General features: G+C 64.1%; 23 protein-coding genes. 6 read left to right on the forward strand and 17 right to left on the reverse strand.

Annotated features, from left to right (window positions below; genetic code table 11):
• The first annotated feature begins 14 nt into the window (after positions 1-14).
• The 4 genes from GB927_RS02890 to GB927_RS02905 are packed head-to-tail and all read left to right on the forward strand — an operon-like array spanning position 15 to position 3,883.
• Positions 15-1,001 carry an ABC transporter permease gene (locus GB927_RS02890; protein ID WP_256115053.1) on the forward strand — a complete coding sequence of 329 codons (987 nt, stop codon included), beginning with the start codon at positions 15-17 and terminating at the stop codon, positions 999-1,001.
• Positions 1,001-1,783 carry an ATP-binding cassette domain-containing protein gene (locus GB927_RS02895; protein ID WP_256115054.1) on the forward strand — a complete coding sequence of 261 codons (783 nt, stop codon included), beginning with the start codon at positions 1,001-1,003 and terminating at the stop codon, positions 1,781-1,783. Before GB927_RS02890 ends, GB927_RS02895 begins: the two co-directional genes overlap by 1 nt.
• 52 nt (positions 1,784-1,835) lie before the next feature.
• Positions 1,836-2,867, forward strand: a complete 1,032-nt coding sequence (locus tag GB927_RS02900) for a beta/alpha barrel domain-containing protein (protein WP_256115056.1) — start codon at positions 1,836-1,838, stop codon at positions 2,865-2,867.
• Positions 2,864-3,883: a carbohydrate kinase family protein gene (locus GB927_RS02905; RefSeq protein WP_256115058.1), complete on the forward strand. Its 1,020-nt coding sequence runs from the start codon at positions 2,864-2,866 to the stop codon at positions 3,881-3,883. Before GB927_RS02900 ends, GB927_RS02905 begins: the two co-directional genes overlap by 4 nt.
• 52 nt (positions 3,884-3,935) lie before the next feature.
• On the opposite strand, the gene GB927_RS02910 is transcribed toward GB927_RS02905, so the two are convergent.
• The 3 genes from GB927_RS02910 to GB927_RS02920 form a co-directional block, all read right to left on the reverse strand.
• Complete coding sequence (locus tag GB927_RS02910; RefSeq protein WP_256115059.1) at positions 3,936-4,625, reverse strand: pentapeptide repeat-containing protein; 690 nt, start codon at positions 4,623-4,625, stop codon at positions 3,936-3,938.
• A gap of 147 nt (positions 4,626-4,772) precedes the next feature.
• Positions 4,773-5,588 carry an MBL fold metallo-hydrolase gene (locus tag GB927_RS02915; RefSeq protein ID WP_256115060.1) on the reverse strand — a complete coding sequence of 272 codons (816 nt, stop codon included), beginning with the start codon at positions 5,586-5,588 and terminating at the stop codon, positions 4,773-4,775.
• A gap of 72 nt (positions 5,589-5,660) precedes the next feature.
• Positions 5,661-6,455: an HpcH/HpaI aldolase/citrate lyase family protein gene (locus GB927_RS02920; RefSeq protein WP_256115062.1), complete on the reverse strand. Its 795-nt coding sequence runs from the start codon at positions 6,453-6,455 to the stop codon at positions 5,661-5,663.
• A 396-nt stretch (positions 6,456-6,851) separates the two neighbouring features.
• Here GB927_RS02920 and GB927_RS02925 point away from each other — a divergent pair, with 396 nt between their 5' ends.
• Both GB927_RS02925 and GB927_RS02930 read left to right on the forward strand, forming a co-directional pair.
• Positions 6,852-7,673, forward strand: coding sequence for an HTD2 family dehydratase (locus GB927_RS02925; RefSeq protein WP_256115064.1), 822 nt, complete (start codon positions 6,852-6,854; stop codon positions 7,671-7,673).
• 105 nt (positions 7,674-7,778) lie between these two features.
• Positions 7,779-8,978, forward strand: coding sequence for an FAS1-like dehydratase domain-containing protein (locus GB927_RS02930; RefSeq protein WP_256115065.1), 1,200 nt, complete (start codon positions 7,779-7,781; stop codon positions 8,976-8,978).
• On the opposite strand, the gene GB927_RS02935 is transcribed toward GB927_RS02930, so the two are convergent.
• The 14 genes from GB927_RS02935 to GB927_RS03000 all read right to left on the reverse strand — a co-directional run bounded on the left by GB927_RS02935 (position 8,975) and on the right by GB927_RS03000 (position 26,189).
• A complete protein-coding gene (locus tag GB927_RS02935; RefSeq protein WP_369431617.1) occupies positions 8,975-9,649 on the reverse strand; it encodes a GntR family transcriptional regulator in 675 nt (224 codons plus the stop codon). The genes GB927_RS02930 and GB927_RS02935 overlap by 4 nt on opposite strands.
• A gap of 118 nt (positions 9,650-9,767) precedes the next feature.
• Positions 9,768-10,343, reverse strand: a complete 576-nt coding sequence (locus GB927_RS02940) for a hydrolase (RefSeq protein ID WP_256115066.1) — start codon at positions 10,341-10,343, stop codon at positions 9,768-9,770.
• Positions 10,344-10,382: 39 nt separating this feature from the next.
• The gene (locus GB927_RS02945) at positions 10,383-12,737 is read right to left on the reverse strand and encodes a CaiB/BaiF CoA-transferase family protein (RefSeq protein WP_256115067.1); all 2,355 of its coding nucleotides are present in this window, start codon (positions 12,735-12,737) and stop codon (positions 10,383-10,385) included.
• 22 nt (positions 12,738-12,759) lie between these two features.
• Positions 12,760-13,971: an FAS1-like dehydratase domain-containing protein gene (locus GB927_RS02950; protein ID WP_256115068.1), complete on the reverse strand. Its 1,212-nt coding sequence runs from the start codon at positions 13,969-13,971 to the stop codon at positions 12,760-12,762.
• A 261-nt stretch (positions 13,972-14,232) separates the two neighbouring features.
• A complete protein-coding gene (locus tag GB927_RS02955) occupies positions 14,233-15,444 on the reverse strand; it encodes a CaiB/BaiF CoA transferase family protein (RefSeq protein WP_256115069.1) in 1,212 nt (403 codons plus the stop codon).
• Between the two features lie 41 nt (positions 15,445-15,485).
• The gene (locus tag GB927_RS02960; RefSeq protein WP_256115070.1) at positions 15,486-16,256 is read right to left on the reverse strand and encodes an SDR family NAD(P)-dependent oxidoreductase; all 771 of its coding nucleotides are present in this window, start codon (positions 16,254-16,256) and stop codon (positions 15,486-15,488) included.
• A 48-nt stretch (positions 16,257-16,304) separates the two neighbouring features.
• Complete coding sequence (locus GB927_RS02965; RefSeq protein WP_256115071.1) at positions 16,305-17,375, reverse strand: ABC transporter ATP-binding protein; 1,071 nt, start codon at positions 17,373-17,375, stop codon at positions 16,305-16,307.
• A gap of 12 nt (positions 17,376-17,387) precedes the next feature.
• Positions 17,388-19,106, reverse strand: a complete 1,719-nt coding sequence (locus tag GB927_RS02970) for an ABC transporter permease (protein ID WP_256115072.1) — start codon at positions 19,104-19,106, stop codon at positions 17,388-17,390.
• A gap of 112 nt (positions 19,107-19,218) precedes the next feature.
• Positions 19,219-20,262 carry an ABC transporter substrate-binding protein gene (locus GB927_RS02975; RefSeq protein ID WP_256115073.1) on the reverse strand — a complete coding sequence of 348 codons (1,044 nt, stop codon included), beginning with the start codon at positions 20,260-20,262 and terminating at the stop codon, positions 19,219-19,221.
• Between the two features lie 94 nt (positions 20,263-20,356).
• The gene (locus tag GB927_RS02980) at positions 20,357-21,568 is read right to left on the reverse strand and encodes an FAS1-like dehydratase domain-containing protein (RefSeq protein ID WP_256115074.1); all 1,212 of its coding nucleotides are present in this window, start codon (positions 21,566-21,568) and stop codon (positions 20,357-20,359) included.
• A gap of 406 nt (positions 21,569-21,974) precedes the next feature.
• Positions 21,975-23,270 (reverse strand): aminotransferase class III-fold pyridoxal phosphate-dependent enzyme, encoded by a 1,296-nt coding sequence (locus tag GB927_RS02985; protein ID WP_256115075.1) that lies wholly within the window; start codon positions 23,268-23,270, stop codon positions 21,975-21,977.
• A gap of 39 nt (positions 23,271-23,309) precedes the next feature.
• Positions 23,310-24,398, reverse strand: a complete 1,089-nt coding sequence (locus tag GB927_RS02990; RefSeq protein ID WP_256115076.1) for an ABC transporter ATP-binding protein — start codon at positions 24,396-24,398, stop codon at positions 23,310-23,312.
• Positions 24,399-24,472: 74 nt separating this feature from the next.
• Entirely contained in the window at positions 24,473-25,396 is a 924-nt protein-coding gene (locus GB927_RS02995) for an aminotransferase class IV (protein ID WP_256115077.1), read from the reverse strand.
• Position 25,397: 1 nt separating this feature from the next.
• Complete coding sequence (locus tag GB927_RS03000; RefSeq protein ID WP_256115078.1) at positions 25,398-26,189, reverse strand: ABC transporter permease; 792 nt, start codon at positions 26,187-26,189, stop codon at positions 25,398-25,400.
• Positions 26,190-26,199: the final 10 nt, after the last annotated feature.

The raw sequence follows: 26,199 nt of genomic DNA on the forward strand, positions 1-26,199 counted from the left end.
AGCATGAGGTTTCCATGAACACAGCCACCGCTTCTCCGCCCGAGACATCCCCGAGCCTGAAGGCCCGCATCATCGGCGCACCTTCCGCGGGGCCGCTGCTGGTTCTCATCGGCTTCTGCGTGATCTTCGCGCTCACCAATCCGCGTTTCCTAGCGACCCATAACCTGTCGATCATCCTGCAGCAGACGGTCATCATCGGCGTGCTGGCGATCGGCCAGACGCTGGTCATCCTGACGGCCGGCATCGATCTCGCCGTCGGCGCCATCTGCGTGCTCGGCACCATCGTCGCCGGCAAGCTGGTCAATCTCGGCTATGACCCGGTGCTCTCGATGGGCTTCGCCGTGCTGGTCTGCACGGCCGCGGGGCTTGCGGCGGGCGGGCTCGTCAGCGGTCTCAGGCTGCCGCCCTTCATCGTCACGCTCGGCATTCTCGGCATCCTGACCGCAGCCCTGCGCCTGATCTCCGAAGGCGGCGCCTTTGCTGTGCGCGACCCATTCCTCTCCTGGACCGGCAATACGATGAAGCTCGGCGGCTTCGTGCTCACCTACGGCGTGCTCATCATGTTCACGCTCTACGCCGTTGTCTGGTATTTCCTGAACCAGACCAAGTGGGGCCGCCACGTCTACGCCATCGGCAACAATCCGGAAGCCGCCCGCCTCGTCGGCATCCCGGTGCGCCGCCACCTGCTCTCCGTCTATCTCGTCGCCGGCCTCATCTACGGCATCGCCGCCTGGCTGGCGCTCGGCCGCATCCCGAATGCCGATCCGAACGCGATGCAGACCGCCAACCTCGATTCCATCACGGCCGTCGTCATCGGCGGCACCAGCCTGTTCGGCGGTCGCGGCGGGCTGATCGGTACGCTCATCGGCGCCCTCATCGTCGGCGTGCTGCGCAACGGCCTGACGCTCGCCGGCATCGATCCGCTCTGGCAGGACCTCGTGACCGGCATCCTCGTCATCATCGCCGTCGCCCTCGACCAGATGTCGCGGAGGAGGAACTGATGTCCTTCGAAACCAACACCGAGACGCCGCCCCATGTCGTGCTGGAAGCGCGCAACGTGGTGAAGACCTACGGCCATGTCACTGCGCTCGCCGGCGTCGACTTCGAACTGCGCGCCGGCGAAATCCTCGCCGTCGTCGGCGATAACGGCGCCGGCAAGAGCACGCTCATCAAGGCGCTGACTGGCGCGCTGCATCCAACCAGCGGCGAAATCCTGCTCGATGGCGCACCAGTCCACTTCCGCGGCCCGCTCGATGCGCGCCATGCCGGCATCGAGACGGTCTACCAGGATCTCGCCATGGCGCCGGCGCTCGACATCGCCTCGAACCTCTTCCTCGGCCGCGAACTGCGCGCACCGGGCATCCTCGGAAGCATCTTCCGCCGCCTCGACAAGAAGCGGATGCGGGAAGAAGCCCGGCGTGCCATGAGCGAATTGAAGTTCCGCCTGCCGTCGATCGACAACGCGGTGGAGGCGCTTTCGGGCGGCCAGCGGCAGGGCGTCGCCGTCGCCCGCGCAGCGCTCTTCGCGCGAAAACTCGTCATCATGGACGAGCCGACGGCGGCCCTCGGCGTGCGCGAGACGGGTCAGGTGCTGGAACTCATCCGCTCGATCCGCGAGCGCGGCCTCGCCGTCGTGCTCATCAGCCACAACATGCCGAATGTTTTCGATATCGCCGACCGCATCCACATCATGCGGCTCGGCCGACGCGCCGCAGTGGTGACACCGAAAACCCATTCCATGAACGACGTGGTCGCCATCATGACGGGGGCCGCCACCGCCTGATCCTTCCCGTCCGGTTCCCGACAGGCCGGACCATACCGAACGGAGCCAATCCATGTATCGTCTCGACCAAAAGCTCGCCCGCATCCGCGCCGGAAAATACACCCGCAACGACTTCATCATCGCCGACGCCAAAGACGGCGACATGGGGCCGAGCATCACCTCCTGCGGCCCCAGGCGGGCTAAGGACGGCACATGGTCGCGCCACTATACCCGCCCGGAATTCCTCGAAAACATCCGCGCCGTCGTCGAGCAGGACATCGTCGACATCATGCTGACCTCGGCCTCCAACATGGAGGCGCTGATCGACATGGGTGTCTATCGCGGCAGCGCCGTGAAGCCGGCAATCCGCGCCAACGACACGACCGACGTCTGGGTCTGCCGCGGCGCCACCTATTCGCAGCAGGCCTCACGGCCCTTCCGCAGCGCCTCGCTGTCGCGCGTTGCGACAGGCACGATCGATCCCGCCCCCGGCGCGCCGATCACCGGCACCGATCTCGGCCTCTATTCCATCACCTTCAACAACGATCTCGACCGCGACTACCAGGCGCTCGAAGCCTTCGGGGTCTTTCGCGAGGATGCCGCGCGCAACAATTTCAAATACTTCCTCGAAGTGTTCAATCCCAACGTCGACTCCAAGATCGCGCCCGAGACCGTGCCGCACTATGTCAACGACGTGCTGATGCGCTGCATCGCCGGGGTGACGAAGGCGGACCGCCCGCAATTCCTGAAGATCCCGTTCAACGGCGCCAAGGCGATGGAGGAACTTGCCTCCTACGATCCGAGCGTCATCGTCGGCGTGCTCGGCGGTGGCGCGGGCACGACCCGCGACTGCTTCGAACTGCTGCACCAGGCCGAACGTTTTGGCGCACGCGTCGCGCTGTTCGGCCGCAAGATCAATCTGGCGGAGGATCCGCTGGCGATGGTGCGCTTCATGCGCGAGGTCGCGTCCGGCAATATTTCCCCCGCAGAAGCCGTGAAGGCCTATCACGCGGCGCTTGCGGAGGATGGCATCACGCCGATCCGCGAGTTCGCCAAGGACAATGAGGTGACGGAAGCCGTCCTCAAGCCGGAGCAGAGCAAATGACGAGCGCGCGGCGAGGTTTCCTCACCGGCGGAACGTGGTGCGCCGACTACAATCGCAGCATCAGTCACTGGCCGGGTGAGGACGGCCTTGCCGAGCTCTTCGAGGAGGAGCGCCACGGCGGCGGGTCGAGTTGCAATCTGGCGCTTGACATGAAGCGTCTCGACCCGTCCATGCCGGTCGAGACCGTCGGCCTCGTCGGCGACGACGATGACGGCCGCTATTTGAAGGCGACGGCCGAGGCGGCGGGCATCGACACGCGCCAGATGGCGATAACCGATGCCGCCGCAACGCAGTTCTGCGACGCCTATGTCTCGCGCAAGTCGCACCGGCGCACCCACATCTTCCACGCCGGCACGGGCGCGCTGCTGACCCCGGATCATTTCGACTTTTCCACCACGCGCATGCGTTATCTCCATCTCGGCCTGCCGGGCGTTCACAGGACGCTCGACAGCCCCTGGCACGACGAGCCGAACGGCTGGGTCGCCGTGCTCAAAAAGGCCCGCGCCGCGGGCCTTGAGACCAATCTCGAACTGGCCAGCATCGAAAAAAGCCTGATGGCGGCGCTCGTGGCGCCCTGCCTGCCCCATCTCGATTTCCTGATCGTCAACGACATGGAGATCGGCGCGATTGCCGGCGTGGAGACCGTGGGCGCGGAGGCGACCGACCGGCAGGCCTGCGAGCGCGCCGCGCGCATTGCTTTGGAACGTGGCGCCATGAAAATGGTTGCCGTGCATTGCCCGGCCTTCGCCATCGCCGTCACGCGCGACGGAGAGACCGCCACGCTACCACCCGTCGCCATTCCCGAATCGGAAGTGCTCGGGGCGAACGGGGCCGGCGACGCGTTTGCCGCGGGCATGTTCTACGGCATCCACGAAGGCTGGAGCATGGAACAATGCCTCCGCCTCGCCCACGCAACGGCAGCCACATCACTGCGCAGCATCTCGACCACGGGCGCCATCGTGCCCTGGCAGGAATGTTTGGCGCTGGCGGAACGCTGGGGCGAGCGCGCGCTGTAGCTGCGTTCGCTTTTCAAAATCTACAGGGGGAGGCGCTATAAAAAAATACGTCTCATTCCTGTGCACAGGGCCATGATGTCGGCGTCGTAAGGCCGTTCGGCAGCTTGGTCTCGGCGTCGCCGCAAGCAATGTCGATTTGGGACTGGTCGAGACCGGTAGCGCGGGACAGATCCAGCCCCTCAATCCGCGTCAACAACATGAACGCCCTGTTAAAGCCGAGCGCTCCTTCTATTTTGGCCTCGCTCAGATCGGCGCGCGAAAGGTTCGCATAGGTGAAGGTCGCGCCCGAGAGGATCGCCTGGTCGAAGTCCGCGCGGCTGACATCCGCTTTCTCAAAACTCGTATTGGTCAGGTCGGCACCGTTGAACGCAGCGCGCTGAAGTTCGGCGGATGCAAACGAGGCCCCCTGGGCAAAAACGTTCTTGAAGATGGATCGATAGGCCTCGACCCTTGCGAAATTCGCCTTGTCCATTCGCGCATCGGTGAACCAGGTTCGGACCAGCGTCGCTTTCTCCAGAACCGCCCCCGTCAGCGTGGTATTGCGCATGTCGGTCAAACTCAGATCGGCATCCCGAAAATTCGCGCCGGTGAAGTCGTTGCCGCTCAGCATCAGGCTCTTCTTGGCGCAGTCGCTCCAATCGATTTCGGGCGCAGGGTCCGACCGGCAATCCGCGGCCTTGGCGTCACCGGAAGATAAGCCCACCGCCACCCCCAAAAATGCCGCGGCGAAGCCGAAAAACATGCCCCTCTGCAGTGCACTCACCGTAATAACTCCCGTTGCAAATGCGACCTTTAAACTGACTGTTCCTTAAATATGGTGATCAACAGCCGAATGTCATCAGCTAACGCTCTAGAAGAGTGACGGATAAAGCACGCATTTGCAGTTGGGTCAGGCGGAGCGCCACAGGCCGTCGTCCTCGATTGCCAGACCATCCTGCGCGAGCTTGATGAGATGGGCCGTCAGATTGCGTTCTGCCGCCGGGCGGAGCGCTTCGCTGATATTGCCGTAGAGTTCGTCCGCCATGTCGGCAACCGAGCGGGGCGTTTGCCCCAGGGCTGCGACGACCTCCCGCTCCCGCTCGCTGCGGCGCGTGTAGAGTTTGCGCACCGCCTTCATGGGATCGGGCAGCGGCGGGCCGTGGCCGGGCAGATAGAGCACCCCGCCGCGGTCGAGCAGCAGCCGGATGCTGTTCATATAGGCTGCCATGCTGCCATGCGGCGGGCTTACCACGGTCGACCGCCAGGACATCACATGGTCGCCTGAAAAGACGATCCCGTCCGGCCGCAGGAAACACAGGTGATCTGGCGCATGGCCGGGCGTGTGCAGGCAGGTCATGCCGAGGATCGCGTCACCATTGTGCAACGGGACGTCCGGCACGATGCCGACGGCGTTCTTAGGGTAGGCGTAGACCGGCGCGCCGGTCAGCGCCTGCAACGCGGCCGCATTGCCGATATGGTCGTGATGCGCATGAGTGATGAGAATATGGGTAATCGGCGCGCCCGCAGCGTCGCGCACCTCCTGCGCATGCTCTTCGTCGAGGGGGCCGGGGTCCAGCACGGCGACGCCGCCCGGCGCGTCGATCAAATAGGTGTTGGTCCCGTGATAGGTCATCGGGCCGCGGTTGCGCGCGACGATCCGCCTTATTCCTTCGACAACGGGAATAGTGATGCCGCGCGGCGGTTCGGGCTCGGTCAGAAACGTCATAGGGAACAGCTTTCGCGTATGCGGTGCGAGGTGGGGGTCATGAGACGATCGGCGGTCCGTTCGCGGCCTCTTCTACGGCGACGCCATGGCAACGATGCGCCGCGCCGAGCGCAGCACGGCCTCGTCTATCATTTCGCCGTCGATCCTGACGGCATCGCCTCCCGCGGCAACGGCCTGGAGCAGGTCCCTCGCCTTCGCGATCTCGGCTTCCGTCGGGCTGAACGCGCGGTTCAGGACCGCGACCTGCGCCGGGTGGATGGCAAGCTTGCCGGTGAAACCCAAGGCACGGACGCGCAAGGTTTCCGCGGCAAGATCGTCTTCGTCGGATATGTTGAAGAACGGCATGTCCAGGACGGCGATGCCCGCGCTGCTGGCCGCATTGACGATGGTCGCCCGTGCCAGGAACAGCGCCTCCCAGCCAATCTCTGCACGCAGATCCGCGGCCATGTCCGCCCCGCCGAGCGCCAGCGCCTCGACGCTCCCATGCGCGCCGGCGATGGCGCCTGCATTGGCGACGCCGCGCGCCGACTCTACGGTGCAAACGAGCGGCACGCCGCCGAAGTGCTGCGCTGCAAGGCGCGCTTCGGCCTCGCTCTCCGTCTTCGCCAGCACGATGAAATCGAAAAGATGCGCGACGGACGCAAGCTCCCGAAGGTCATCCAGGCCGGCGCGCGAGAAGGCGCTGCTGACACGCACGCCGAGCAATGCCAGCCTTTCGGGCGCCGACAGGACCCATTCCACGAGGCCGCGCCGCGCTTCGGCCTTGGCGGCGGTCGCGACAGCATCCTCCATGTCGATGATGACGGCATCCGCACCGCTGGCCAGCGCTTTCGAAAACCGGTCCGGCCGGTTTGCCGGAACAAACAACAGGCTCCGCGCCTTGCCGATTGAAGATGCCGCCCTCGTCGCCATTGCCACCTCTGCTGCTTTTCCCGGTCTGCAAACGACTTTGACGCTCGAATGCTGCACGCCCATTATTATGGATTATGCACAATATAATGCCTGTTTTCCGACGGGGATGGAAGCCTCCTTTTCAGGCCAACGCAGTTTTCGGCGGAAAGGGGACTTCCCATCAGGAAGGAGCGATGCTAGATAATGCATAATGCATTACTACTCACGGTGTGTCGAATTGCTCAGTCGGATGCTTTGCAGAAATTGCCGGATCGCAGGTGCGAATATTGCCGGAAGGCCGGGCGGACCGCCTGCCATGCCCGGTCCCGCGATCAATCGCCACCATCGCGCAGCCGAAGGAGACCGTGCCGAATGAATGTCCAGGACTATGTCGGCCGAACGGATATTCGCAGGGATGTCATCTGCAGGCATGCGCTCAGGCGGCTTGCGGCAACCCTGGATATCGACGAGCCGACCACGCTGCCGCCGCTCTGGCACTGGATGTTGTTCCAGGAATGGCCCCGGCCGTCCGGGATTGGCGCGGACGGGCATCCGCGCCGCGGCGGCTTTCTGCCGCCCTTGGTCGACCTTTCCCGCCGCATGTATGCCGGCGGCAGGATTTCCTTCCTGACACCCTTGCAGGCCGGCGACGAGGTGACGCGCAAGAGCACCATCCTGAATGTCAAGGAACGGGTCGGGCGCTCGGGCGCCATCGTCATCGTGACGATCGGGCACGAGATCAGCGGCCCGGACGGTCCGACAATCCTGGAGGAACAGGACCTCGTCTATCTCGGACCGAGAGACGCATCCGGCCGCGCGCCGGAGCCCGCGGAGGCGGCGTGTGCCGGCGCGACCAGCGTCGAGCTTGTGCCCGATCCCCTTCTGCTGTTCCGATATTCGTGCCTCACCGGCAACGGCCATCGCATCCATTACGATCTGGAATATACGCGGGAAGAGGAAAACTATCCGAGCCTCGTCGTGCATGGACCGCTCCAGGCGACATTGCTTGCCAAGCTCGCCGGGGAGATACAGAACGGATCGGTCATGACCGGATTCACGTTCAAGGCACTCCATCCCGCCTTCCACGGAAACACGCTTCGCCTAGAAGGCTGGAACGAGGACGGCCATGTAAAGGTCCGCTCGCTGGACGCGGGTGGTGCGCTGTGCGTTGACGCAACCGCGACCTTTTCATAACGTTGGCAGGACTTGCTTCCAGAGGCGGACTGCTGCCCAAGCCGCCGCGCCGACCGTCAAGCGACCCGGGTTTCGGCGCCAGCTCACCCTAACGAGCCCATGACCATGAACGAGAAAATCGAAGTCGGTTCAGCCCCGAGCGAGGGAAGCATCACGGACGAGGCAATCGCCCAGGCAAGAGCGATGATCGGCCTGCATCTGCGCCCCGAAGGACCCTACCTCCAGGATGCCAGCCTCGATACGCTGACCACCTTCTGCAACGGCATCGGCGACGTGAACCCGCTCTTCAGGAACGAGGAACACGGCCGCAATTCGCGGCTCGGCGCGATGGTGGGCCACCCGATGTTCCCGATGGCCTTCGGCTGGGTCGGGCGCACCCGCTGGGGCCTGCCGGGCGTGCACGGCTTCTATGCCGGCAGCGACTGGGAACTGTTCCGCTATCTCAGGCCTGGTGACCGCGTCTCGGCAGTGGAACGCGTCCTCGGTATCGAGGAGAAACAAAGCCGGTTCTCCGGCCGGCTGGTGCTTCAATATGTCGAGGCGTCCTATGTCAACCAGAACGGCGACCTTATCGCCCGGGCGATCGGAACCTGCACGCGCCACGAGCGCAAGGCGGCGCGCGAGGCCGGCAAATACAAAGACATCCGCAAAAGCCGGTATAGCGACGAAGAGCTGCAGGCGATCGAGGCGGCGATCCTGCGCGAAGAATCCGAGATCCGCGGCGCCGAAGTCCGCTATTTCGAGGACGTGCAGGAAGGCGACCTGCTGCCGCCGATCGTGCGGGGGCCGCTCACGCTCCTCGACACGCTGGGCTTCCTGGTGGCGTCGGGGCGCGGCCATACGCATGGCATCGTGCTGCGCGGCGCGGTCAAGCATCCCGGGCATTATTTCCGCAATCCGGAAGCCGGCGGCGGTGTCGAATATACCGGCATTGGCCATCACCGCGAGACCGCGGCGCGCGAAGTCGGCGTGCCCGGCACCTACGACTACGGGCCGCAGCGCTCGTCCTGGATGTGCAGCCTGGTGACCAACTGGATGGGCGACGCCGGCATCCTGCGCCGGATCCGCACGGAGATGCGGCGCTTCAACACCGTCGGTGACACGACCTGGTGCAAGGGAAAGATCAGCCGCAAATATATCCGCGACGGGCATGCGCTGGTCGATATCGAACTGTGGGCGGAGAACCAGCGCGGCGAAATCACCACGCCCGGCTTGGCGACCGTCATCCTGCCCTCACGCAATCCCGAACTCAGCGTCGCCTTCGACGGCGCCGGCCTGGATCTCGGGCTGCCGACGGTTCGTTAGCGGGTGGCGTCCCCGTCCTTGGGCAGCACCAGCACGTCGCGCAGCTCCGACCAGCCCGTTTCGATATGGCGCTGCGTCGCGCGCAAGGCGCCGTCCACATCGCGGTTGGCGATGTGGCGCAGCAGTTCGGCATGTTCCTCGGCCGCCCGCTGGGCGCGGCCGGAAATCCGGTTGATCTGGTCGAACGGATAGCGCGCCCAGAGGATCTGAACGAAGTGCAGGGCCTGGGGCATCTGCGCGACCTGGTAGAGGCGCATGTGAAAACGGTAATTGGCGCCCCGCGCCTGCATGCTGTCCTCGCGGCCGGCGGCCTCCTCGAATTCCTTCGCAAGCTCCCGCACCTCGCGAAGGTCGTCCTCAGTAACGTATTTGACGACCTCGCGCACCAGTTCCGATTCAAGAATATTGCGCAGGTTCAGCACCTCCGCCGAGGCACGGGCATCGAAGGGGGCGACGATGGCGCCGCGATAGGAATTCCCCTCGACATATCCCTCGGCCGCGAGTTGCTTCAGCGCTTCGCGTATCGGCGTGATGCTTGTGCGAAGCATCTCCGCCAGGTCGTTTTGCTTCAGCCGCGTGCCGGGCGGGAAACGTCCAGAAATGATTCCTTCCCGCAAGAAATGCGCAATCTGCACCTCTTTGGTGCCGAAGTTCATAGGACTTTGCGACATTCCGATAGCCTCTGAAACCTTGCGTCTTTCCTCAGGTTAACGAACGTATTGTAATCTATAAGGTAATGCCAGACATGACAGGGCTGCTCCACAGATCTTGTCATACTGCACGGCCTGATCAGAGGATGGCGATCACCTCGTCGGTGGTTCGGACCCGGCCGAGGCGCGGAAATATCCGCTCGATCGCATTGTCATGGCTGATCTGGCTGAACGCGGTCATGGCATCGGACACGAAGATCTGGTTGAAGCCGCGCTCGAACGCGTCGCGCGCGGTGCTCTCCACGCCGAACTCCGTCGCGATGCCGCACAGGATGATCGTCGTATAGCCGCGGCGGCGCAGCTGCAATTCAAGATCCGTTCCGTAGAACGCGCCCCAATTGCGCTTCATCACCACTAGGTCCTCCGGCTGGCGATCGAGCTCCGGCGCCAGCACCGAATAGTCCGCCGGCAGGCCGTCACGGCTCGTCGGCCGGTCGCAGTCCGGCTTGACGAAGTCGTTGCCATCGGAAGAGCTGTCGACGTAGACGAGGATCGGCTTGATTCCGACCTCGCGCGCCTTCGCAAGCAGGCGCGCCGTATTGGCCACGACGATCGCTGCGGCATGCGGAACCGTCTTGCGGTTCACCACCCCCATCTGCAGGTCGATGACGACCACGGCGGTCTTGGCACGATCTATCACGAATGAATCCGACATCACTTTTCTCTCTCGTTCGTTTCGCCTGAAAGCGTGAGGTTAGATTATCGCCTCGGCCTCTTCGAGGGCACTGCGCTCGGCCCGGGACATGCCCAGCAGCTCGCCATAGACATAGTCCTCGTCTCCGCCGAGTGCAGCCGGCGCGCCCTTTTCAATGCCGCGGCCGGACGTCTTCGACAAGCGGACCGGAACGCTCACCGCCGGCCGCACGACGCCGCCCACCACGATATCCCGGATCGCGGCGCGCTCGCGCATATGCGGGTCGGCGACGACCATTTCGGGCGTCCACGAGGCGTGGGCGGCGATGCCGTTCTGCTGCAGCAGCACGGCAATCTCCTCGGCGTCGTGGTTGCGGGTCCATGCACCGACAAGGCCGTCCAGCCTGCTCCGGCTGCCGAGACGGCCCGAAACCGTGGCGAGGCAGGGATCAGCCGCGGCCCCGCCGATCAGGCCGGCCAGCACGCGCCATTCGTCGTCGTTCGCCACGGCTATCGACACCCAGCAATCCTCGCCCTTCGCCGGATAGGCGCCGTGCGGCGCCATGCCGAGATGGTGGTTGCCCATGCGCTGTGGTTCGTCCCCGTGATCGGTCTGGAGAAGCGCCTCGCCTATCAGCGCGCTGGCGATCTCGCGTGCGGCAAGGTCGACATGTGCGCCCTGCCCGGTGCGGCGGCGGAAATTCAGGGCCGCCAAGGCGACGCTCGCGGCATTGAGGCCGACGGAATGGTCCATCACATGGCGGATTTCGAGCGGCGGTCCGTCCTCATAGCCCGACAGCGTGCCGAGCCCGCCCCAGGCGGCAAAGAGCGGCGCGTAGCCGGCGAAATGCGCGTCCGGCCCGGTCTGCCCGCAGGCGCAGGACGACAGCATGATGATGTCCTGCTTCACCTTGGCCAATTCCGCGAAGCTGATGCCCAGGCGATCCATGACCCCGGCGCGGAAACTTTCCGCGACGATGTCGGACTTCGCCGTGATGCGCTTGACGAGTGCCACCCCCTCCGGCTTCTTCACATTGATCCGGATCGATTTCTTGTCGGCCACGACATGGGCGAAGGTCGATGGCTCCATCCGTCCGTAGACAGGATGCGGACGGCGGAACATGTCGAGCCGCTTCGACGTCTCCACCTTGATGCATTCGGCGCCGAGCTGGCCCAGCATATGCGTGCCGAACGGTCCGGCCGCGTGAATGGTGAAGTCGAGGATGCGAACACCCGCGAGCGGCCTGCCGGAAGCGGGGATCGAGGAGACCGGCGCCTTCGGTTGGGCGGGCACCGCGGCCGAAGTCGGGCTTCCCCCCAGAGCCAGCGGTTCGGGGCCGAAGCGGTAGGGCGCGACGAAGACACGGCGCTCTCCCACGCCCTCGATCGTGACGGGCGCAAAAATCTTCCGGGCGTTTTCCTGGGCGCCGTCCAGCACTTCGGCCGGCGTGGCATATTTTGCGAGCGGCACGCCGAAGGCCTGTCCCCGCGTCACGAGGTCGTCGCAGGTCTGCGTCGCCGTCCAGGCGCGCAGGTGCCGGTTGATCTCCTCGCCGCGCCGGCCGCGGGCCAACGGATCCTGCAAGCCCTCTTCCTTCGCCCATTCCGGATCGCCCATCAGCGTCACAAAGGATCGCCACTGCTTGTCCTCGATGGTCAGGAGCTCGACGAAGCCGTCCTTGCAGGGCATGACGCCGCCATAGCGGAACGACCGGCTCTGCCGGCGCTCCTTGAAGCCGTCCCCTAGCTGCTGGATCGCGAAGAGCCCGACGACCACGCCACATTCCTGCACCGAGATGTCCACGAACTGGCCGCCCGCGGTGGGTCTTGCCCAAAGCGCCGCGAGGCCGCCGAGCATTGCCCCGACGCCACCCTGGAACTGCATGAAGTTGCCATGGATCTTGAGCGGCGGACGTTCGGGAAACATGTCCAGCGAAAGGCCATTCGGCAGCAGGTTGCCCTCGCCCGAGGCATGGATGAGATTGATCTCTTCGCCCTTCCAGCCCGCCTTCGGCCCCGTGGCGCCGAAGGGCAGGACGGAGACGTGGACAAGGTTCGGATGCCGCCCCTCGACGGCGTCGGGCGCAAGGCCGAGGGCGGCCTTGTCACGCAGCGGCACGTCTTCGATCAAGATGTCCGCGCTATCGAGCAGCGCTTCGAACGCGGCCCGGTCCGCCTGTGGATCGGCACTGGAGAATTTCTTGCCGGCAGAAAGATAGGCGAACAGCGCGCTCACCTTCGTGCCGGAAAGAAAGGGTTCCGCGCGTCGCAACGACGACCCGCCAGCCGGTTCGACGGCCGTCACCTCGGCGCCGAGCGTGGCCATGAGGCGGCCGGCATAGGCTGCCGCCGGTCCGCTGGCACGCTCGACAACACGAATTCCGGCCAGCGGCCTGGAAAGATCGGCATTGCTCATCAGTTTCCTCCCGGTCCGCGATCTATCTGACGACAGGCAGATCGAGGCTGACGGCGGAGCCGTCGAAGCGGATCGGCATGGTGATGTCGCGCGAGGGCAGAAGCACGGTGGCCTTGCCCGGCGTGGTGATCTCGCCGCGCTGGTTCTCGCCCCAGATCTCAAGATCGACCAGCGTGTGCCCGTCCTTGATGTACTTGCGCTCCACCTTGCCCTTCAGCCAGGTCGAATCCCCCATGATGTTGAACCGACGTGCCTCGACACGAAGCCGCTTCAGGAAGGCCGCGTCGCCCATCCAGTTCGTCACCAGCGTCGCCATCCACGTCGTGCGCTGCGGGCCGTAATCGTAGGCGCCGGGAACACCCACCTGCTTGGCCACCGATTCACGCGCATGCCCGATGCCGGTATATTCGACACCGCCGCCCGCATCGTCCGAGCGGAAGAAGTGTTTGGGATGTTTTGCCGCCCGGCGGAACAGGATGCCGTGCGTATGCCCACGCCCGACGCCCACCATGAAGCCCATCGTGTCCATCAGCGACAGCGGACCGCGCAGCACCGTCGGAAGGCTTTCACCCTCCGTCACGTCCTCCCAGTAGCGCACGTTCTCGCCGCGGATATTGTCGGCCTCGCCCAGCGTCGCCGCTTCGATCTTCTCGTAGTCCTCCGGCGTATATTCGTGCGCCTTGATGTCCTTGTACTTGCCGGTCTCGCGGGCTGCCTTGCGCTCATGACGCGTGCAGAAGCCCAGGCACCGTGCCACCAGCTCGTTGCGCTGGTTCACATAGCTCGCCTCGACATATTGCAGCACCAGGCGGCCGGAGAACTTGCTCTCCTTCTCCTCTACGCCGACGACACGCTCCACCGCCGAGATCCGGTCGCCCGCCTTCACCTGGCGGAACAGCTCCCAGTCATGGCCGGCGAAGAAACCGTGCACGCCGGGCAGGCCCCAGCGCGTGCGCCCGACATAACCATAGGCCATCGGGAACATCGGATGGGCGACCTGCGCGCCGTAGCGCGTGTTCCTGCCATATTCGAGGTCACGATAGAGCGGATTGAGATCGCCGATGCCGTTGCAGAAGTTGCGCATCGTGTCGGCCGTGGCATCCTGCAGATACGGCCCTTCCGGGCGCAGCTGCAGGCCGATCATGGCGCGTGCCTCGGCGATCGCCTCGTCGGTGATGACGCCCTCGGGGGGACGGTCCGTGATGCCGGTGCCCGGCTGTACTTCCATATTCATCGATTTCCTCCGCTTGAAGACAAGGGCCTCGCCTGCGTCCAGACCGCCCGGCCCAGCCGGCGGTTCGTGAGGCGCCCTTCACAGTCAGTTATTATGCATAATGCGTAATCTGGGGGCGGTCAATCCTTTCCGACGGTGTTGAAGCAAACAAACACAAGCTAAATCATAGGGTTCGCAGAATTGGAGCAGGCATACGCGCTTGCCTCGACAGGCTTGAACCGAACCGTCCGGCGAAAGCGGCGAGCACTTTCCCATCGTCGGTTATGAACGGTGCCAGGTCCTGTCGGTGGAAGGATCGGCGAGCACGTTGGCGTCGAGCAGGCGCTGATAGTCCGCCTCATCGTAGCCCAGCGACTGCATGATCTCCAGCGTATGAGCGCCCAGTACCGGCGGCGGCAGTTCCGTGGCTTCCGACCTGTCCCGCAGCGGAAAGTCCGGCACATCGAAGGCAAGATCCTGGAAGGTCAGCGCCGTCAGCTTGCCGGGATGCCGCGCCTGCGGCGAGGACAGCACGTCCTGGGGTGCTACGATTTCGGTAAAGGCGAACCCCGTCCCGCTCAGGCGTTCCGTCAACTGATCGAAGGTGAAGCTTGCGATTGCCTGCGCCACGATGTCCTCGACCTCGGCGCGCCGCTTTCGCCGCATCCGGAAGGTGGCGAGGCTCTCGTCACCCGCCACGGCCAGCGAGAGCGATTCACAGAACTTCTTCCAGTGATTGTCGTTCAGCATCATCAGATAGACCCAGCGCCCATCCGCCGTTTCGTAGGCGCCATAGCCCGGCATGCTGAACTCGCCCGAGGGCTCGACATCCGCCCGGCCCGTCAGATGCTTCTTCAACTGCATGCCAACATAATCCCGGCCGGCGACGTGCAGCCCGGTCTCATACAGACCGATCTCCATGTGCCGCTCCTCCGGCGTCGCACGATCGCCCCGCAGCAGCGCCGCCAGGATGCCTATCACCGCATAAGTGCCCGCGAACTGGTCATGATAGGACGGCCCGAGCCGCGTCGGGCGGCCGTCGTTGCGGTGCGAATACATCACCCCGGTGGAGGCCTCCGCGACCGGATTGGAGGCAAGTTCGTTCTCCAGCGGCCCCGGCCCATAACCCCGGATGTGGCAATAGATCAGGTCCGGCTTTATCCGCGTGCAATCCTCGTAAGTCACGTTCAGGCGCTGCGCGGCGTTCGGCGCGAGATTGTGGATGAGCACATCCACGTCGGCCAGCAGCCGTGCGAACAGGTCGTGTCCTTCTTCCGTGCTCAGGTCCACGGCGATGCTCTTCTTGCCGCGGCTATAGGCGATGAAGGTGCCGCTCGGGCCGCCACGCACCAGCGTGCGGGTCGGATCGCCCGACACTGGCTCGAGCTTGATTACCTCGGCGCCAAGCTGGCCGAGCATATGGGCGGCGAACGGCGCCGCGACCATCGATCCGAGCTCCAGCACTTTGACGCCAGCTAAGGTTTCCGTCTGCATCGACTGCTCCATCATTAAATTCGCAAAGACCGGCGGGCCGTTCAGAACATGTGCTCGCCGCCGTTGACGTGCATGATCTGTCCGGTGATGTAACCGGCCCGGTCGCTGCACAGGAACCGCACGGATTCGGCGATGTCCTCGGGCCGGCCCATGCGCCGCACCGGTATCTGCTGCCGGCGCTTTTCGTGCTCGACGCGGAAATTCGGGTAATGCGCCTCGTCCCTCACCGTCTCGGTCAGGCCGGGCGCGACCGTGTTGGCGGTGACACCGAATTCGCCGAACTCCAGCGCGATCGCCTTTGACAGAGCGAAGGTGGCCGCCTTGCAGGTGACATTGTGCGCGCGGAAGGGAATGGGCCGAAACCCATCATTGCCCGAAATGTGCACGATGCGCCCCCACCCCTGCTGCTTCATGTGCGGCAGGACGGCGCGGGCCATGTAGAAGGCCGCGTTGAGGTTGGTGTCGAGGACCCGCTTCCAGTCGTCCAGCGAGATATCGAGGAAGGCCTGGCGCAGGCGCACCGAGACGTTCGAGACCGCGATATCGACGCGGCCGAACTGCCCCACGACATCGTCGACCATCTGCGCCACGGCCTGCGCGTCGCCGACATCCACCAGCCTCACCATGACCTCGACGCCGAGGGCACGCAGTTCCTCGGCCACGGCGTCGAGCGCCGCTTTGTCGCGGTGGCCGTTGAGGACGATATTCGCCCCCTCGCCCGCAAGCGCATGCGCTATGGCACGCCCGATGTTGCGCCCCGAACCGGTGACGATCGCCACGCGCCCGCCCAGTGATTTCCGTTCTGATGTCATCGATGGTCTTTCGGTGATTGCTGTCGATCAGGGTTCGGTCAGCCGGCGCTATTCGCCGGGGACGATCCGGCCGCTGTCGGGATTGAAATGGACCTGCACCGGCGCATCGACGGCGAAGTCGAACTGGGAATGCACCTTCAGTGTCCCTCCGCTGACCTCAACCAGATATTCGGTATACGGCCCCATGTAGCTCGCTTCGAGAACCCGGCCCTTGAGACTGTTCGATCCCGCCGCCTGCGCATCGTCGTCGAGGATGGAGACGCTTTCTGGCCGCAGCATGAGCTGGCAGGCCTTGGAGTTGCCGAGCATCGCAGCACGCCTGACGCAGACCGAGGTGCCGTCGGCAGTGCGCCACACGCCCGGATCGCCCGTCGCCTCGACCGGCAGGAAACTCGCCGTGCCGACGAAATCGCCGACGAAGCGGTTGACCGGCTCATGGTAGAGTTCACGTGGCTTGCCGGCCTGCATGACATGGCCGGATTTCATGACTATGACGCGGTCCGACATGGTCAGCGCCTCCTCCTGGTCGTGCGTGACATAGAGAGCGGCCACGTTGAGCCTGCGCTGGATGCGGCGGATCTCCACCCGCGTGCCCTCGCGCAGCTTGGCATCGAGGTTCGAGAGCGGCTCGTCGAACAGCAGCACCTTCGGCTTGCCGATGACAGCGCGGGCGAGCGCCACGCGCTGCTGCTGGCCGCCGGAAAGCTGCGACGGATAACGATCCTTGAGCTCCGTCAGGCCGACGATGCCGAGTGCCTCATCGACCTGGCGCCGGATCTCGTCCGACGATACGCCGCGCACGCTCAAGGGAAAGGCGACGTTCTTTGCGACCGTCATGTGCGGCCAGACCGCATAGGACTGGAAGACCATCCCGATATCGCGGCTGTAGGTCGGCACCAGCACGTTCTTTTCCGGTTCCGACACTATCTTGCCGTCGATCGAAATCGACCCGCCGCTGGCGTCTTCGAGGCCGGCTATGCAGCGCAGCGTGGTGGTCTTGCCGCATCCCGACGGACCGAGAAGGCTGACAAACTCGCCATCCGCGACATCGAGCGAGATGGAATGCACGACTTCGAGCTGGCCATAACGCTTGACCAGGTTACGAACTGTAATGCTCATCGACTGAAATCCTTATACCCGCCGAGCCGCCGGCATCAGCCAAACGATCAGCCAAATGACGCCGAAAATGATCAGCGTTGTGAGCACGGAGAAGGAGCTTGCGAGGCCCCAATCGGCGCCCTCGAAAAAGCCCCAGATCGAAATCGAGATGACCTTGGAGTTGGACGTGAACAGCAGCACGACCGAGGACATCTCGCGGAAGAATGCCATGAACAGCAGGAAATAGGCGCCCTGGATCGATGGCAGCGACAGCGGCAGGAGAATGCGGCGCAGCCCGCCGAGCTTCGTGGCACCACCGACCCAGGCGGCCTCCTCCAGCGACTTGTCGATCTGCACAAGCTGGCCGCCGATGGCTTCCGTCGCATAGGGCAGGTAGCGGGTGATGAAGGCGACGATGATGAGCGCCAGCGTTCCATAGAAGGGCAGCGGCAGATAGGCATAGGCCCACAGGAACCCGAGCGCCATCACCATGCCCGGCACACCGAAGGGCAGGCTGGCCGTAAAGTCGAGCAGGCGATAGCTCGGCGGCTTGAGCCGAACGGTGAAATAGGAGGTCAGGAACGCCAGCGCCACGCCGAAGATGCCGCCCACCCCGGACACGATCAGCGTGTTCCAGATGCTCTTGTGCGCATCGGCGCTGTTCCAGATGAACTCGTAGTTGCGCAGGGTATATTGCGCCAGGAACGGGTTCGAGACGTACCATTTGATCACCGACATGTAGATCAGGATCAGCGACGGCAGGATCAGCGACAGGAAAACGAAGCCGAAACAGAAGGTGTTGGCCGCCCAGCGCCAGCGTCCGAGCGGAAGCGTGCGAAGATGCCCCGCCTTGCCGGTGACCGTCGCCATCCGGCCGGCCCGCGTCACCCGCCTCTGGGCAAGGATCGCGAGCGACGTCAGGGCGGCGAGCGTCAGCCCGACCGCCGCTGCCAGACCATAGTCGGTGGGCGGGAAGCGGACGAGCAGATAGATCTGCGTCGGCAGCAAAGTGATATGGCCCGGCAGGCCGAGCATGGCGGGAATGGCAAACTGCTCGATTGCCAGCACGAATGTCAGGATCAGGCTGGAAAGCAGCGAATAGGACAAAAGCGGCAGCGTGATGCGGAAGAGAACGTGATGGCTGCGGGCGCCGGCCGCACGCGCCGCCTCCTCGAAAACTCCGTCCATGCTGATGATCGGCCCGCGCATCAGGAGGTAGACGAAGGGAACCTGGTGCAGGATCGTGACGAAGACGATGCCGGCGACGGAGTAGATCTTCACGCCGTCGGTGATGCCAAGCACGTCGCGAAAGAGAAAATTGATCAGCCCGCCCGGCGAACCGAGAATGATCCAGGCCATGGCCAGGATGAAGGCGGGAAAATAGAAGGCGAGCCCGATCAGCGCGGTGATGATGTTCTTGTAGGCGAAGTCCGTCCTGTGGATGATCAACGCCATGGCCGTGCCGATGACCACGCAGAACACCGCGGAAAGCACGCCGACCAGAAGCGTCAGCCAGATGGTGCTCAGAAGATTGGCGCTGGCGAGGTTGGCGTAGTTGGCGATGGTCCAGTCGCCTTCCACGCCCGGCGCGCTGGAACGGAAGCTGCCGTAGATCAGCGCGGCTAGCGGTGTCATCACCAGAAGCACCACCAGCACCAGCGTCGCTGCGTAGATGACCTTCAGCAGGACTTCGCGGTCCCACCTAAGGCGCGGCTTTCTTGCTATCGGCACAGCCGATTGAGCCTCATGCATTATGTGTCTCCCAAAGGGATCTCGACGGGGATCCCGCCCACGACAGTTCCCGATTTGGCGATGCGGGGCCTGGCCTCGCATCGCCAATCGTTTCGACGATCGACTGCCCGGCTTATTGAACGCCGAACACCTTGCGCCACTGTCCGACGATCTCTGTCGCCCGCTCTTCGGTGAGCAGCGTTTCGCCGGAAATGGCGTTGGGAATGTCGCCGGTATTCGGAAGGTTGGCGAGCGCCGGCATGCCCTTGCGCGTCACCGACATGCCGTTGTTCGTCACCAGGGCGCGCTGGCCCTTGTCACTGAGAAGCCAGTTCAGCAGGACCTTGGAAGCGTTCGGATGCGGTGCCTTGGCGGCGGCGAAGACAATCTTGCCCGCCGTCGTGGTGCCGGATGCCGGATAGATGAAGCCGATCGGCGCGCCGTCACTGATCATGCCGTCGATCGGCAGGTCGCTCATTTCGGCCAGGGCGATATCGCCGCGCAGGATGGCCTGCACGACGCCACCCGAGCCGTCGAAGAACTGCACGTCGTTCTCCCGCAGCTTCTCGGCAAAGTCCTTGATGCCGACCTTGTCCTGGATGAAGCCGACGAATTGCAGGATGGCGGTGGACCGCCACGGCGGGCTCATGCCCACCTTGCCCTTGAACTTCGGATCGAGCATGTCCTGCCAGTCCTTGGGCGCATCGGCGTCGGAAACCAGCGTCTTGTTCCAGATCAGGATCTGGCGGGAATGCTGGATGGTGAAGTTCAGGTCGCCGTCATTGTATTGCGGATCGAAATTGTCTGCGAATTCCGGCGGGACCCATTTCAGCGCCCAGCCGTTTTTCATGCCGGCCGCGGTGTCGTCGTCCGGATTGGTCATGACGACGTCGGCGAGATTGCGGCCCGCAAGGAACTCGGTGCCGAAACGCTCGGTAACGGCTTCGCTCCCCAGGCGAATCTGCTCGACATTGATGTTGGGATAGTCCGCATTGAAGGCCTGGATGACCGGCTCGACGCCGGTGGCCAGAATGTTGTGGTAGAAGACCACCGTGCCTTCTTTCTCTGCGGCGGCGGTGATTTCATCCCAGCTTTGGGCGCTTGCGGCCTGCGTCGCCGCAAATCCGAGCGTTGCACCCAGCAGAAGCACTTTGAACAGGTTAGTCGACATTTTCATTTTTCTCCTCCCATTGAACCTGCGCTATGTCCGGCATTGATCCGGCTGCTCCCACAGCCGGATGAAAGACATTCGAAATACGGCCCTTGCGCCTCTATCTGACGACAGGCAGATCGAGGTTGACGGCTGCTCCGTCGAAGCGGATCGGCATGGTGATGTCGCGCGAGGGCAGAAGCACGGTGGCCTTGCCCGGCGTGGTGATCTCGCCGCGCTGGTTCTCGCCCCAGATCTCAAGATCGACCAGCGTGTGCCCGTCCTTGATGTACTTGCGCTCCACCTTGCCCTTCAGCCAGGTCGAATCCCCCATGATGTTGAACCGCCGCGCCTCGACACGAAGCCGCTTCAGGAAGGCCGCGTCGCCCATCCAGTTCGTCACCAGCGTCGCCATCCACGTCGTGCGCTGCGGGCCGTAATCGTAGGCGCCGGGAACACCCACCTGCTTGGCCACCGATTCACGCGCATGCCCGATGCCGGTATATTCGACACCGCCGCCCGCATCGTCCGAGCGGAAGAAGTGTTTGGGATGTTTTGCCGCCCGGCGGAACAGGATGCCGTGCGTGTGTCCACGGCCGACGCCCACCATGAAGCCCATCGTGTCCATCAGCGACAGCGGGCCGCGCAGCACGGTCGGAAGGCTTTCTCCCTCCCTCACGTCCTCCCAGTAGCGCACGTTCTCGCCACGGATGTTGTCCGCCTCGCCGAGCGTCGCCGCCTCGATCTTCTCGTAGTCCTCCGGCGTATATTCGTGCGCCTTGATGTCCTTGTACTTGCCCGTCTCGCGGGCGGCCTTGCGCTCATGGCGCGTGCAGAAGCCGAGGCACCGCGCCACCAGCTCGTTGCGCTGGTTGACATAGCTCGCCTCGACATATTGCAGCACCAGGCGGCCGGAGAACTTGCTCTCCTTCTCCTCGACGCCGACGACGCGCTCCACCGCCGAGATGCGGTCGTCCGCCTTCACCTGGCGGAACAGCTCCCAGTCATGGCCGGCGAAGAAGCCGTGCACACCCGGCAGGCCCCAGCGCGTGCGCCCGACATAACCATAGGCCATCGGGAACATCGGATGGGCGACCTGGGCGCCGTAGCGCGTGTTGCGGCCATACTCCAGGTCACGGTAGAGCGGATTGAGATCGCCGATGCCGTTGCAGAAGTTGCGCATCGTGTCGGCCGTCGCATCCTGCAGATACGGCCCTTCCGGGCGCAGCTGCAGGCCGATCATGGCGCGAGCCTCGGCGATCGCCTCGTCGGTGATGACGCCCTCGGGGGGACGATCCGTGATGCCGGTGCCCGGCTGTACTTCCATATTCATCGATTTCCTCCGCTTGAAGACAAGGGCCTCGCCTGCGTCCAGACCGCCCGGCCCGGCCGGCGGTTCGTGAGGCGCCCTTCACAGTCAGTTATTATGCATAATGCGTAATCTGGGGGCGGTCAATCCTTCTTCGAGGGTCCGAGGCACTCGGACACACGCTATTTCAGGGAGCGCGAGGTGGTGGCGGTACAAGCAAAATGCAGGTGCTACAGCGTGCGACGTCCAGGCGACCGCGCATAGGGAACGGCCGCTTTCAGATCGTAATGATGTCGCTGCGATTTAAAGCGCTTTAGGGTGTGCTTTTGCCGGATCGTTTAAAGCACGACAGCAACGGCAAAATGGACCACGGCGCGTCATACGCCGTGATCCATTCCGAATTCCAGGTTTCGTTATGTCGACGATGCCGTCAGCGCGGGCTGAGCAACGCCTTCGCCTTGATACGCGCGAGAACGGCGGGATTGGGTTGCGGTGGGATATTGGCCCATGCGCGCTTCAACTCCGCGAAAGCCTCATCCGTGGCGGCGAGCGTTTTGGCGATATCCGCTTCCGTCAGCGCCGAGGTCGCGAACATGTTGTGGTAGGGGTGCAGGTAAACGCCTCTTCGCACAGCGGCGGCAGCCCAGAAATAGCCGATGCGCATGTCCGGATCGTCGGCGAAAAAGATCTGCGGCATTTGCGCGGGGCCGGTCTGGCGGATGCCGAAGCCGTGCGCGGCAGCCTGCTCAGCAATGCCTTTGCGCATCTCCTCGGCACGCGCGATCATGCGTTCCAAATAGTCCGATGTCCTGACGACCGCGAGCGTCGCGACGGCGGCGGCCATCGGCACGGCGGAAAACCAGAAGGAACCCGTGACATAGATGCTGGACGCGGCGGCGCGCAGCTTCTCGCAGCCGAGAAGTGCGGAGATGGGATAGCCGTTGCCGAGAACCTTGCCCCAGGTGGTGAGGTCGGGTTCCACGCCGAGCAGGCTCCAGCTCGCATCGCGCGCCAGGCGAAAACCTGCCCGGACCTCGTCGACGATCAACAGGGCATCCGCGTCGTCGCAGAGTTGCCGCGCGCCCCTGGCGAATTCGGCGGAAGGCAGGAACTGGTCCTCGAAGACCTCATGCCGGAACGGCGTTGCGAAAACGCCGGCAACATCTCCATCGGCCTGGCGGAAGGCATCCCGCAGGCTATCGAGATCGTCGTAGCGGAAATAGAGGATATGCGCCCGGTCCTCCGGCAGCGTGCCCTTCGGGTTGGGCGTGTTCCAGGGCGAGGCGCCGTGATAGGCGCCCTGGGCGACCAGAATCTTGCGCCGCCCGGAATGGGCGCGTGCCAGCACCATCGCCATGGAGGTCGCGTCGCTGCCGTTCTTGCAGAACATCGCCCAGGCGGCATGGCTGATCATCGAGACGAGATCCTCCGCCAGCGTCACCATCGCCTCCGACGGCCCGGTCAGCGTGTCGCCGAGTGCGGCTTGCGCGCTCGCAGCCTCTTCGACCGCCGGATTGCGATATCCCAGAAGGTTGGGGCCGAAGGCGCACATATAGTCGACATATTCGTTGCCGTCGGCGTCCCATATGCGCGCGCCCTCGCCGCGGGAGAAGAATTGCGGGAAATCCTCCGGCAGAAGTGCCACGGATTCATGGCCGTACATGCCGCCCGGAATCACCGCGCGTGCCCGCTCCCTCAATGCACGGTCCCTGGAATTCGTCGTCATCGATATGGCCTCTCCTGTTTAAATCCAACCTTGTGCCTGTCAGGCGAAGACGTGCCCGTCGCCGTCGTTCCAGCCGATCAGGATGTCCTCGCCGATTGCCGGCGGGCGGGCAAAATCCTGAAGTGGCTTGCGGACCACCATCGTCTGCCCCATGCCGATATCCACGAGCGCGCGCAGGTGGTCGCCGAGATAGGTCGTGTCGGCGATCTTGCCGGAACATTGATTGAGACGATCGCGCGCCGGGGTGCCGATCACCAGGTTTTCCGGCCGCACGGCAAGTTTCAAAGGCTTTCCGGCGTCCGCGAAACCGGCGGATGCCTGCATGCGGACCGATTGGCCGCAATCGAGGAGAACGACGCCGCGCCCACTCTCGTCCCGTCCCGCGGACTTGCCGGACAAAATGTTGTTCTCGCCGATGAAGCCTGCGACGAAGACGCTCGCCGGCTGTTCGTAGAGTTCCTGCGGGCTTGCGATCTGCGCGACCGCACCGGCCTGGAAAATGGCGATGCGATCGGACATGGCGAGTGCCTCGGACTGGTCGTGCGTGACGTAGACCATCGTGACGCCGAGGTCGCGATGGATTTGCTTGATCTCGTATTGCATGTGCTCGCGCAACGTCTTGTCGAGCGCGCCGAGGGGTTCGTCCATCAGCACGAGGTCGGGCTCGAACACCAGCGCGCGGGCCAGCGCCACGCGTTGCTGCTGGCCGCCGGACAGCTCGGCCGGCCGGCGGTGCTGCATGCCTTGAAGCCGCACCATCTCGATGGCCTTGTCGACCTTCATCTGCGTCTCGACACGGCTTTTCCTGCGCATCCTCAGCGGATAGGCGAGGTTCTGCGCCACGGTCATGTGGGGAAACAGGGCGTAGTTCTGGAAGACGACCCCGATGCCGCGGCGATGCGGCGGAAGATGCTCGATCGGCTTGCCCTTGACGAGGATATGGCCGCGCGTCGGCGTTTCGAACCCCGCCAGCATCATCAGGGTCGTCGTCTTGCCGGAGCCGGAGCCTCCGAGCAGGGTGAGAAATTCACCCTGCCTGACAGACAGGTCCAGATTCTGGATGACGACCGTGTGCCCGTCATATGTCTTCTGTACGCCGACGAACTCGACGATCGTGCCGGATTCCATATAAGACCTTCCATGCGCACCGCCGCGCATTCGCTGTTTCCAAGTGCTTTCCCGCCGCGTCCGCCGCGCGGTTTCTAATCCCTGTAGGCAACCTCGGTGCCGAGCCAGCCTTCCTCCTGGCGGCGCCAGTAGAGATCGTGAAGGCGGGTGGTGAGCGCGCCCGGCTTGCCGGCGCCGACCGTTTTGCCGTCGATCGTCGTCACCGGCATGATGCCGCCTGCCGTGCTGGTCATGAAGATTTCGTCGGCGCCGAGGATCTCGTCGATCCCGACCGTGCGTACCTCGCAGCGCAGTTGCAATTGCTCGCAAAGCTCGATGACGGTGCGCCGGGTCATACCCTCGAAGACGCCGCTGACCGGCGTGCAGAGAACATTGTCCTTCACCACGAAGACGTTGAAGCCCGCGCCTTCGGTGATGTTGCCCTCGCCGTCGCGCAGCACGGCCACGAAGGCATCCCGGTCATAGGCCTCGAAAATGCCCATGGTGAGATCCAGCCAGTGGAAATTCTTGATGCGCGGGTCCACGGCCTGCGGCTGGATCCGCTGGACGGAACTGACGATCATCGGGACGCCCAGTCGGCGCTGGTCATCGTTGGCGATCCACACGAAGGGAGCGGCGAAGGCATAGAAACGCTGCGTGCACAGGCGCGGATCGCGACTTCCGACCGGCGGCATGCCGCGCGTGCAGGTCATCTGCACATAGGAATCGCGCAGGCCGCTCAGGCTCACACATTCGATGAGGATGTCGGCGATCTGCTGGTGGGTATAGGGCAGCGACATGCGCAGGCCCCGCATCGAGGCGAAGAAGCGCTCGATATGGTCGTCGAGGCGGAAGAAGCGTCCTTTCCACACATGGGCGACGTCGTAGGTGGCGTCGGACCGCACGAAGCCGCGATCGAGGATCGGCACGCTCGCCTCTCCAATCGGCATATACCTGCCGTCCATGAACGCCACGCCGGCCTGCGGGTTGGGGATGTGGATTTCGTTCTGCTGGGTCATGTCAGGCCTTTCCGAGGTTTCTTGCGTTGCGGTTCACCAGGAACAGCGCGGCGACGAGGCTGAGGACGGCAATGAGCATCAAGAATGTCGCCATTGCCAGAATGGAAGGTTCGATATTGTCGCGCAGTCCCTCGAACATCTTGAGCGGCAGGGTGCGCTGGGTCGGTCCGGCAAGGAACAGCGTCACCACGACCTCGTCGAACGACGTCATGAAGGCAAAGAGCGCGCCCGAGATGATGCCCGGCGATATGACGGGCACGAGGACAGTCATGAATGCCCTGGCGGGTGACGCGCCGAGGCTTGCAGCCGCACGCAGCAACCCCATGTCGAAACCCTGCAGCGTCGCGGTGACGGTGATGAGCACGAAGGGCGCCGACAGAACCGTGTGCGCGATGATGACGCCCGGCATGCTGGCCGTGAGCCCCACCTTCGCCATCAGGAAATACATGCCGAGGCCGCTGATGACGGGCGGCACGATCATCGGCGCGATGAGGAAGCCAAGGATGGCGGTCGGGATCGGCAGGTCGCGCCGGGCAAAGGCATAGGCGGCCAGCGTGCCGAGAACGGTCGCGGCGACCGTCGAGACCGCGCCGATGATCAGGCTGTTCTTGAGCGAACCGAGCCATGGCCCATCCTGGAACACGCGCTCGTACCATTGGGTGGATACGCCCGGCAGCGGATAGGACAGGAAACTGCCGGAGCTGAAAGACAGGGGAACGATGGTGAGGAGCGGCACGACGAGAAACAGCATCATCGCGACGCCGAAGGCGTAGTAGAGGGCGCGCAGGGCCATGATTCTATGG

The sequence above is a fragment of the Shinella lacus genome (assembly GCF_010994755.1).
In the GTDB taxonomy this organism is placed as follows: Bacteria; Pseudomonadota; Alphaproteobacteria; order Rhizobiales; family Rhizobiaceae; genus Shinella; species Shinella lacus.

What these genes read in the sequence shown, in the direction of transcription:
- GB927_RS02910 (WP_256115059.1), bottom strand. Translation starts at nt 4,625, where the DNA reads ATGTTTTTCGGCTTCGCCGCGGCATTTTTGGGGGTGGCGGTGGGCTTA.
- GB927_RS02940 (WP_256115066.1), bottom strand. Translation starts at nt 10,343, where the DNA reads ATGTCGGATTCATTCGTGATAGATCGTGCCAAGACCGCCGTGGTCGTC.
- GB927_RS02925 (WP_256115064.1), top strand. Translation starts at nt 6,852, where the DNA reads ATGAATGTCCAGGACTATGTCGGCCGAACGGATATTCGCAGGGATGTC.
- GB927_RS02945 (WP_256115067.1), bottom strand. Translation starts at nt 12,737, where the DNA reads ATGAGCAATGCCGATCTTTCCAGGCCGCTGGCCGGAATTCGTGTTGTC.
- GB927_RS02970 (WP_256115072.1), bottom strand. Translation starts at nt 19,106, where the DNA reads ATGCATGAGGCTCAATCGGCTGTGCCGATAGCAAGAAAGCCGCGCCTT.
- GB927_RS02990 (WP_256115076.1), bottom strand. Translation starts at nt 24,398, where the DNA reads ATGGAATCCGGCACGATCGTCGAGTTCGTCGGCGTACAGAAGACATAT.
- GB927_RS02950 (WP_256115068.1), bottom strand. Translation starts at nt 13,971, where the DNA reads ATGAATATGGAAGTACAGCCGGGCACCGGCATCACGGACCGTCCCCCC.
- GB927_RS02905 (WP_256115058.1), top strand. Translation starts at nt 2,864, where the DNA reads ATGACGAGCGCGCGGCGAGGTTTCCTCACCGGCGGAACGTGGTGCGCC.
- GB927_RS02930 (WP_256115065.1), top strand. Translation starts at nt 7,779, where the DNA reads ATGAACGAGAAAATCGAAGTCGGTTCAGCCCCGAGCGAGGGAAGCATC.
- GB927_RS02890 (WP_256115053.1), top strand. Translation starts at nt 15, where the DNA reads ATGAACACAGCCACCGCTTCTCCGCCCGAGACATCCCCGAGCCTGAAG.
- GB927_RS02915 (WP_256115060.1), bottom strand. Translation starts at nt 5,588, where the DNA reads ATGACGTTTCTGACCGAGCCCGAACCGCCGCGCGGCATCACTATTCCC.
- GB927_RS02985 (WP_256115075.1), bottom strand. Translation starts at nt 23,270, where the DNA reads ATGACGACGAATTCCAGGGACCGTGCATTGAGGGAGCGGGCACGCGCG.
- GB927_RS02960 (WP_256115070.1), bottom strand. Translation starts at nt 16,256, where the DNA reads ATGACATCAGAACGGAAATCACTGGGCGGGCGCGTGGCGATCGTCACC.
- GB927_RS02955 (WP_256115069.1), bottom strand. Translation starts at nt 15,444, where the DNA reads ATGCAGACGGAAACCTTAGCTGGCGTCAAAGTGCTGGAGCTCGGATCG.
- GB927_RS02900 (WP_256115056.1), top strand. Translation starts at nt 1,836, where the DNA reads ATGTATCGTCTCGACCAAAAGCTCGCCCGCATCCGCGCCGGAAAATAC.
- GB927_RS02935 (WP_369431617.1), bottom strand. Translation starts at nt 9,649, where the DNA reads ATGTCGCAAAGTCCTATGAACTTCGGCACCAAAGAGGTGCAGATTGCG.
- GB927_RS02895 (WP_256115054.1), top strand. Translation starts at nt 1,001, where the DNA reads ATGTCCTTCGAAACCAACACCGAGACGCCGCCCCATGTCGTGCTGGAA.
- GB927_RS02975 (WP_256115073.1), bottom strand. Translation starts at nt 20,262, where the DNA reads ATGAAAATGTCGACTAACCTGTTCAAAGTGCTTCTGCTGGGTGCAACG.
- GB927_RS02965 (WP_256115071.1), bottom strand. Translation starts at nt 17,375, where the DNA reads ATGAGCATTACAGTTCGTAACCTGGTCAAGCGTTATGGCCAGCTCGAA.
- GB927_RS02980 (WP_256115074.1), bottom strand. Translation starts at nt 21,568, where the DNA reads ATGAATATGGAAGTACAGCCGGGCACCGGCATCACGGATCGTCCCCCC.
- GB927_RS03000 (WP_256115078.1), bottom strand. Translation starts at nt 26,189, where the DNA reads ATGGCCCTGCGCGCCCTCTACTACGCCTTCGGCGTCGCGATGATGCTG.
- GB927_RS02995 (WP_256115077.1), bottom strand. Translation starts at nt 25,396, where the DNA reads ATGACCCAGCAGAACGAAATCCACATCCCCAACCCGCAGGCCGGCGTG.